The 8,060-nt window shown below is 52.8% G+C and carries 6 protein-coding genes and 1 pseudogene; 3 read left to right on the top strand and 4 right to left on the bottom strand.

From position 1 onward, the window contains the following. Positions 1–55: 55 nt before the first annotated feature. Positions 56–238 (bottom strand): Lrp/AsnC family transcriptional regulator, encoded by a 183-nt coding sequence (locus BM113_RS21610; protein WP_089790180.1) that lies wholly within the window; start codon positions 236–238, stop codon positions 56–58. A 115-nt stretch (positions 239–353) separates the two neighbouring features. On the opposite strand from BM113_RS21610, the gene BM113_RS21605 reads away from it, so the two are divergent. Beyond that, positions 354–2,840, top strand: coding sequence for a PAS domain-containing sensor histidine kinase (locus BM113_RS21605; protein ID WP_089790178.1), 2,487 nt, complete (start codon positions 354–356; stop codon positions 2,838–2,840). 240 nt (positions 2,841–3,080) lie between these two features. Here BM113_RS21605 and BM113_RS22115 read toward each other — a convergent pair whose 3' ends face one another. From BM113_RS22115 to BM113_RS21600, 3 genes are all read right to left on the bottom strand, one after another. Further along, the gene (locus tag BM113_RS22115; protein WP_143095889.1) at positions 3,081–3,953 is read right to left on the bottom strand and encodes a hypothetical protein; all 873 of its coding nucleotides are present in this window, start codon (positions 3,951–3,953) and stop codon (positions 3,081–3,083) included. Positions 3,954–4,070: 117 nt separating this feature from the next. Continuing rightward, on the bottom strand, positions 4,071–4,421 hold the full coding sequence (locus tag BM113_RS22110) for a DUF7344 domain-containing protein (RefSeq protein WP_143095888.1): 351 nt from the start codon (positions 4,419–4,421) through the stop codon (positions 4,071–4,073). A gap of 363 nt (positions 4,422–4,784) precedes the next feature. Further along, positions 4,785–5,408: a helix-turn-helix domain-containing protein gene (locus tag BM113_RS21600; protein ID WP_143095887.1), complete on the bottom strand. Its 624-nt coding sequence runs from the start codon at positions 5,406–5,408 to the stop codon at positions 4,785–4,787. Between the two features lie 417 nt (positions 5,409–5,825). On the opposite strand from BM113_RS21600, the gene BM113_RS22105 reads away from it, so the two are divergent. Both BM113_RS22105 and BM113_RS21595 read left to right on the top strand, forming a co-directional pair. Continuing rightward, positions 5,826–6,440 carry a hypothetical protein gene (locus BM113_RS22105; protein WP_143095886.1) on the top strand — a complete coding sequence of 205 codons (615 nt, stop codon included), beginning with the start codon at positions 5,826–5,828 and terminating at the stop codon, positions 6,438–6,440. Positions 6,441–6,657: 217 nt separating this feature from the next. Then, positions 6,658–7,959 (top strand): annotated as a pseudogene (locus BM113_RS21595) (ATP-binding protein); the annotation flags it as partial. Positions 7,960–8,060 lie beyond the last annotated feature (101 nt).

The raw sequence follows: 8,060 nt of genomic DNA, 5'->3' as shown, positions 1-8,060 counted from the left end.
CGAGGATATCGATTTCCATAGACAGAATCGAATTCCTCGGCTTCATCCTTCTAAGCTAGTGATATCGGCGGATTAGATCGCTATTCAACAGAGCATTTTCTTCGAGTTTGCTAATGCGGTTGCCGACAGTAGTTGAGGAGACGCCAACCTGCTCGCCAATGCCCGAGGTCGTATTGTTGCGGGCATCTTGCTGGAGTAGATACAGGATACCTTGATCGGTAGGATCGAGGTCAACCATAGGTCTGTGAGCGTACGCGCTCCATCATCAACAAGACTGGGGCTCGCAACTTCGTCTCGCGTTAGCACCCCAAGATGCACTACTTGCATATACCCTCTGGCCATACCAACGTATAATGGGAGACTCTGGGCCTAGGGACGGAATCACCCAAGACGGCGTTATGAAACTTCTCCGGCAACAGGCGTCACCGCTATCGACTGAGGAAGTTTGTAAGTCGTTTGGATGTTCGTGTCAGGCCGCTCAACGGCACTTAGAAACACTTGCCGAGCGTGAACAAATCCAGCGCAAGCAAGTGAGTGAGTCGAACGCCGTCTGGTGGGTGACGGACAGGAATCTCCAGGGCGACAACCAGAATGTGGATGAGCAGCTTAGTGCCTTCGTGAGTGCTGTCGAGGACTACGCCGTCTTCGTGCTCCGTCCCGATGGCACGGTCGCAACGTGGAACGAAGGGGCCGAACAAATCAAGGGGTACGGAGAGGACGAGATCGTCGGCGATCACTTTTCGACGTTCTACACCGACGAGGACGTTGCCGAGGGCGTGCCCGAGCGGAACCTCGAAACTGCCGCGACCGAAGGGCAGGTAGAGGACGAGGGGTGGCGCGTTCGAAAGGACGGTTCGCGCTTCTGGGCGAACGTGACGATCACCGCCACCCGAGACGAAGACGGCGAACTCCGGGGGTTCACGAAGGTCACCCGTGACATGACTGAGCGCCGCGAGTACGAGCAACAACTCGAGGCGCAAAACGAGCAACTCGAACGCCAGCGCGACGAACTCGAAGAAGAACTTGAGGACGTTTTCGAGCGGGTTGACGATGCGTTCTATGCCCTCGACGAGAAGTTACGGTTCGAGTACGTCAACGAACGCGCGGAAGAGCTCTTCGGCAAGTCTGCGGGCGAACTTCTCGGACAGGCCCCCTGGGAAGCGCTCGACGCTGATGAAGACGACCCGATCTTTGCGAAGTACGAGACGGCACTGGAGTCCCAAGAGTCGCGATCCTTCGAACGGTGCTCGGAGCCGCTGGGAATTTGGGAGGAGGTCCGGGTCTACCCCTCTGAGTCCGGCCTCTCGGTGTACTTCCGGGACGTTACCGACCAGAAGAAACGCGAACGCGCGCTGCGCGAGAGCGAAGAACGATACCGATCACTCACAGATGATGTCCTCGATACCTCCGAGGTAGGGACGTTCATCCTTGATTCAGAGTTCGAGATCGTATGGGTCAATGAAGCGGTCGAGGAGTATTTTGATCTCGATCGTGAGGCGATTCTCGGACGGGACAAGCGGGAGGTCATCGAAGACCACATCGCCGAACTGTTCGAAAAACCGCAGGAGTTTGCCAACCGCGTGACTGCGACTTACGACGACAACACCTACACCGAACAGTTCGAGTGCCACATCGTGGAAAATAAAACCCGCGACGAACGGTGGTTAGAACACTGGAGTCAACCGATCCAGTCCGGGCTTTACGCCGGAGGTCGGATCGAACACTATACTAACATTACCCAACAAAAACAGAGAGAACGAGAACTCTCGTGGTTTAAGCGAGCGGTCGAAGCATCGGGTCACGCGATCTACATGACCGACGCCGATGGTGAGATTACGTATGTCAATTCAGCGTTCGAGGAAATAACCGGATATTCTGCTGAGGAGGCTATTGGCAAAAGCCCCGAGATTCTCCAGTCTGGTGAACACGACGACACATATTACCAGACGCTTTGGGAGACGGTTCAGGATGGAGATGTCTGGGAAGAAGAGATTACTGATCGTCAGAAGAACGGCGAACGTTACTATGCCGAGCAAACTATTGCCCCAGTCACCGGCGAGAACGGTGAAATTGATCGATTTGTTGCCGTCCAGAACGACATCACTGAGCGTAAACGACACGAACAACGGCTTGAAGAACTCATCGAACGGCTAGATGCGTCCAATGAGCGCTTAGAACAGTTCGCGTACGCTGTCTCTCACGACCTCCAGGAACCACTGCGGATGGTTTCCTCGTATCTTCAGCTCATCGAGCGCCGGTTTGAAGACGACCTCGACGAGGAGGCGTTGGAGTACCTCGATTTCGCAGTCGATGGGGCCGAGCGAATGACCGAGATGATCGATGATCTCCTGGAGTATTCCCGAATTGAAACCCAGGGGAGTCCAACTGAACTTGTGGATCTGGATGCTGTCCTCGAAGATGCCCGAGCCGATCTTCAGTTTCGGATAGAAGAACACGACGCTGAAATCATGATCGAGGAGCTCCCAGAGGTCAAGGGTGACGAAAGCCAACTTCGCCAGCTCTTCCAGAACCTTCTGGATAACGCGATCGAGTACAGCGGCGAGGAACCGCCGCGAGTCCATATCTCGGCGGCGCAAGAGGGGTCGACGTGGCAAATTTCTGTTCGAGATGAGGGTATCGGCATTGATCCAGAGGATCAAGAACGTATCTTCGAGATTTTCCAGCGGCTCCATACACGAGAAGAGCATGAAGGCACAGGAGTCGGCCTCGCACTATGTGAACGTATCGTTGACCATCATGGCGGCGAGATACAGGTGGAGTCGGAGGCGGGTGCAGGAACGACGTTCACAATTTCGCTACCGGCCGTCGATAGTACCTAAGTAGTCGGTATCTTTCACTATGAACTACTTCTGGATGACGTTATTTTGTGGACGATGCGATCCCTGTCTTTAGTACGATCTATTTTCACACGGAACAAGGCAATAGACGTGCTGAAAAGCAGAGTTACATCGGAACCGCTGGGGTGCGGGTGGGTTTGATAGCGGACGTTGCAAACGTCCCGTTTCCTGACTAACACGAGCAGGAGTATTCTTGAAGACCTCTTCGCTTGTCCACCATCATTACCCCAAATCGTCAGCGATCGCCTCCAGTATCGTTTGCTCTTCCTCGATTGATCTCTTGACGAGCCTGAGACATGGCTCGCAGAACATCAGCTTACCCTCCCAATTCTTATATTTCAGCGTCGGACCCTGGACGGGTACGTCGCCGCAAATAAGACACTGTACTGACTCTCCACCATCCGTTTGACATGACGTTGAATGGGTATTACTAGAAGATCGCTGAGCCATAGGCGTATCCAAGTACCGCCACTCTGGTCGATGTTTGAGTCGCATCGCTACCTCTCTTGCTGGGTCGATCTGCTCGCACACTGTATCTAGTTCGTTTCGCATCTGCTGGTGTGCTTCCGGAGCGCTTCCAGAGATCGAGATAGGCGATGAGTGGTTCTCTTCTCCTTTCTTGATTGCCGTAATGAAAGTGAGATATGCAGTTAGCTCTGCTGCCACCACTGCCGCGTTAGTTGCTGAGGAGGGCTCACCGAGAAAGAACGGATATTCCTCTCCATCAAGGTAGTAGCTCGATACAACACTCACTTTGCCGTTCTTCCGAAATTCGACCTCCAGATTGATGATCGGTTGTTTGGCTTCTGGTGACCGGCCGATAGCTCTCGCCAACCTCACTGACCCGTCTTCCCTATCAACGGAATACAGTTGGTGATGGTCAAATTGAGAGCGTACTACTGACTCAATCTCTTGCCAAGTCTGAGCTGGGCCTTCAGTTCCATCACGAAGCTGAGCAAAGTCAAGAGATTGATCTTGGAACGAGGAAGCACTCGTCGGGAGGCCTTCAATAGCCGTTTTGAGTGACTTGATCGCTGCTTCAAATTCCGATACAGTAGGTAGTCGTTCGGGAGACTCTTCCAACGAATCGATCATGGAGCAGTATACAAACCTGTGGTATTAGTCTATATGCTGGCTAAAATAGAAGAAGCTATAATACACGCAGATGGGCTCTATAGGTAGTTTTCCCGGTTAGGTCTCATGGTCCTTTAGTCACGGGCTTAATGGACGTGACTCGATCTCAGATCCGGGTAGGAGGACTGCCAGAGAGTAGAAACGCCGAAGGTTCTCTCCGGGAGCGACGGTGGTAGCATCATAGCTAACGATGTTCGCCGCATCAAGCTTCGGAAGGTGATACTGCGTGCTCGTCGTGTACACTGACTGGCGATGGTCTTTGTCGACAGGGCCCGAAGTCTGAGATTCGAGTCTCGCTACTTCCGTAGCGAGTTCCCCCACGTCGATCGGTTCGCCATCACTGCTCTCAATCAGAACCAAGGAGATCAGGACACGTCGACGGCTACTCAGAAGGTCTCCCCACTCGATCGTGCCGTCGCTACTTGGCATGGAAAACCACCCACTCTAATTCATCTACAATGATACTTCGATACCTCTCGAGCCGAGCGAGACACTTTAGTCTCGCAGCGTCTGATTGGATCATGCGGTTTGCCTCTAGGGTAACCGCACGACAACCCGCGCCTCAACGCGGGTTTTGCTCCGACGGTGGTCCAGTCGTGCGGTCTGGTTAATCCTGTGTCTTTGTATAAAATAAGCGATTGTATATTGCGCTACTGGGACTGATATTGATACTAATTTCTGGATCGAGAAATCGCGAAAGCACCACTGACTCTAACGGCGAGTATGTTAGTGATTCTGGGCTCCCTGGAATGTTGGTCTTATTTTAGGGTCCACCAGTGAACGATACAGAGGTTATTCTTCCGCTCGATCTTCGAGTACCAGTTCTTTGGTCACCTTATTTGTAAACTCTCTAGCGCCCATGTTTTCGTATTCTTTCTCTCGGCCCGATACAAGCGACCCCAATTTTGCAAGACGATATTCTCCTTCCTTCCCTTGATCGACCATTTTTTCTGCTTCCAGCCGTGCCAGCCCAGCTTCAATTATTCCGGGCAGTCGGTCTATAGTGGTAGCTATTTCCTCGATGGATTTCCCGTCTTTTTCTTGGAGAGAATTGAGCAGTTCAAAATCTTCGGCACTGAGATAGATCGTAGAGACCGGCATTTCTCGATTAGAACCGCTTGCCCGCCTATCTTTCAGAACACGGTTGACCAGCCGTCCAAATTCAGATGCTTCCTGGTGACTGTATTCATCAGCGTATTCGATCGCAATCTGGCCCCTTTCTGTGATCTCGAACATCTTTGAATTATCGGAGGGACCAACTCGGCGAACGAGTCCCTGCCCAGCCAGATCATTCAGCTGGTTGCTCATATATCGGGAATCCTTGTCCAGGATTTCGGCAAGGTTCGGCGCCGTCTGGCGCTTTCTGTCGTTCAGGACTCGAAGCACCTGAAAACTGGTTGGCATTACGAGCTTCATGCTATTGTGTTGTTCCTCGCGGCTTATGATCCTTTGCATCTCTCAAGTGCGTTGTGCATTTGAAGTCTGCAAACGCTTATAATCCTGGAGTGAATAATGGCTCGTGTGACCTCAGAAACCGCCCTTGACAAAGCGAACACGATCAGACTCTCCCGCCATCGGGATGAGTCAGCTGCACATCTGCCTGCTCCCGGCCGTATATGGGCGTGGGGCGAGACAGAACTCTCTCACGCTTGCTTGAGTCAACTGAAAGACCCAGGAACGTCCGTTATCCAAACGGTCGTCCCAGCTGACAGCGCACCAAACCCAATTGGATCAGTTCGGTATGTCGTCTTCAGCATCACAGCCTGACGATTACAGAGAGATGTCTGTGCCATCAACCGTAAACACGCCGCTGGTGGAAGGGGGTGAGGATCTTTGAGTAATCAGAACCAGAACCAATCAGGCCACCATCTACAAACGACTGGAATTTTCGAAGAAGACGATGAAGACCCAATCACAGAGGACGATGTTGGTGTTGTCGAGCTTTACCGCCGCTTAGAATCCTTTTCTGGCCAACTCGACGACTTTCGAGAGACGCTCCAAGCGGAAAGGGCCCGTCGTGAGCAACTGGAGTCGCAACTAAATAAATCCGGTAATCGTCTCAATGAGTTAGAGGAGGAAATTAGACGACTTGACGCTCGTACTGATCTGCTTGAACTTGTTGAGAGTGCAGATGAGATGGATGGCAAGCAACGAGCTATTGCACTCATTCAGCATCTCAAGCGTGCCGCTGAACGCGAGCAGGACCGGGGTCGCGACGCAAAGTCGTCAGTGAATCGTGAGGATGCCGAAGCTGCGCTCCACCATCCCGATGTTGACCGCACGACCATTTATGATGACATGCGTCGAGCGGCTCGCCTTGTCGACGATGAGTCCATTCTCTGGTATGAGAGCAAATCTGGTGGTGAAAGCCGTCTAAAGCTCAATCTTGAAGAGGGGAATCTTCCATCACAGGTTATTAGCCAAGACGTGAGCCACGGGGGACGATAACCGTGGAACCTCCACAACACCTCAACTGGGGGAAGCCCCCTCCGGTTGAGCATTTCACCGATCCGAAGCAGTAGACGACGCGAACTTGCGTTGCTGAGTGGTTGTGTAAGCAAGTGTCGAATAGCTGTGAGTACATCTGCAATCCACTCGCTCCACTCGCTCCAGGCGGGGTCCACACCTAGCCAGAAGCGTTGTGGAACATCCACAGTACCCGATCATGTCCGCGACAAACGAACTCACCGAACGATTGATAGACTTTCTCCGAACTTACTATTCGGAGGAAGTTGGACAGCTAGCACAGCGTTTCCCGAACGAACAGACGTCTCTCTGTGTGGATTTCGATGATGTCTACCGATTCGACGTCGACATTGCTGACGATCTGCTCGAACACCCGCGACAAATCATCGATGCATTTGAAGAGGCTCTGCATCTCTATGATCTTCCCGTCGATATTGATCTCAGCGATGCACACGTGCGAGTGTACAATCTTCCCGAAACACGTACCCTCGAGGTCAATGAAGTCTCCCGACAGCAGAATATTGGCCGGCTTCTCGACGTACGCGGTCAAGTTCGGAAGGTCAGTGATCCAAAACCGCGTATAGTAGAAGCGGTTTTCGAGTGCCAACGATGTGGGACGGAGACGACAGTCCCCCAACAGGGAGAACTCCTGCAAGAGCCCCACGAGTGCCAAGGGTGCGAGCGACAGGGCCCGTTCCATCCAAAGCCAGAAGCATCGGAATGGACCGATCACCAATATGCTCGCATTCAGCAGCCTCCTGAACGTGCAAAAGGAGGTGAAGGCGAGACAGTCGATGTCAATCTCAGAGACGATCTGATCGACGAATTCGATGCTGGTGACCGAGTCACTCTAACCGGCATTCTCAGCATCCAAGATCCTGGCGAAAACCAGAAACGGGATTTTGACACCACTCTCGATGCCAAGTCGGTCGTTCGAGAAGAAAGTGACTACGAAGACATCGATATTGAGGCGCATATCGAAGAGATTGAGGCCATCGCAAACGGGGAAAAGGGGGACCCTTACGAGCTTCTCGTCAAGAGCATCAACCCTGAACATAAAGGGGATGAGGACGTCAAACTCGCGATCGCGCTCCAGTTGTTCGGAGGATGGGCACGGGAAACGGCAAGCGGTAATCGAAAGCGCGGCGATCCACATATCCTCCTGATCGGGGATCCTGGTTGTGGAAAATCGACCTTCCTCCTTGTAGTATCCGAACTCGCACCGCGCTCAACCTATGCCTCAGGCAAAGGAGCGACGGCTTCAGGGTTGACTGCTGCGGCGGTTGCCGATGACTTCGGTAGCACAGAGTGGGGACTTGAGGCAGGTGCTCTCGTGCTTGCTGATGGTGGAGTTGCATGTATTGACGAACTCGACAAAATACAGCCGGATGCTGTCTCGTCAATGCATGACGCACTTGAGAGCCAGAAAGTCCGAGTGAACAAAGCTGGAATTAACGCAACACTGAACGCTAGAACCGCTCTTCTTGCGGCGGGAAACCCGGTTGGTCATCCGTCTTTAGCTAAGCCAAGAATCGCATGACTGCGGCGGCTTATCGGTGGTACTTTTCGGAAGGAATGAGGAGGCGACAGCTGTGTACACCG

Origin of the sequence: Natronobacterium haloterrestre (assembly GCF_900112205.1) — an archaeon.
In the GTDB taxonomy this organism is placed as follows: domain Archaea; phylum Halobacteriota; class Halobacteria; order Halobacteriales; family Natrialbaceae; genus Natronobacterium; species Natronobacterium haloterrestre.
This window is presented reverse-complemented; position numbering and strand designations above follow the sequence as displayed.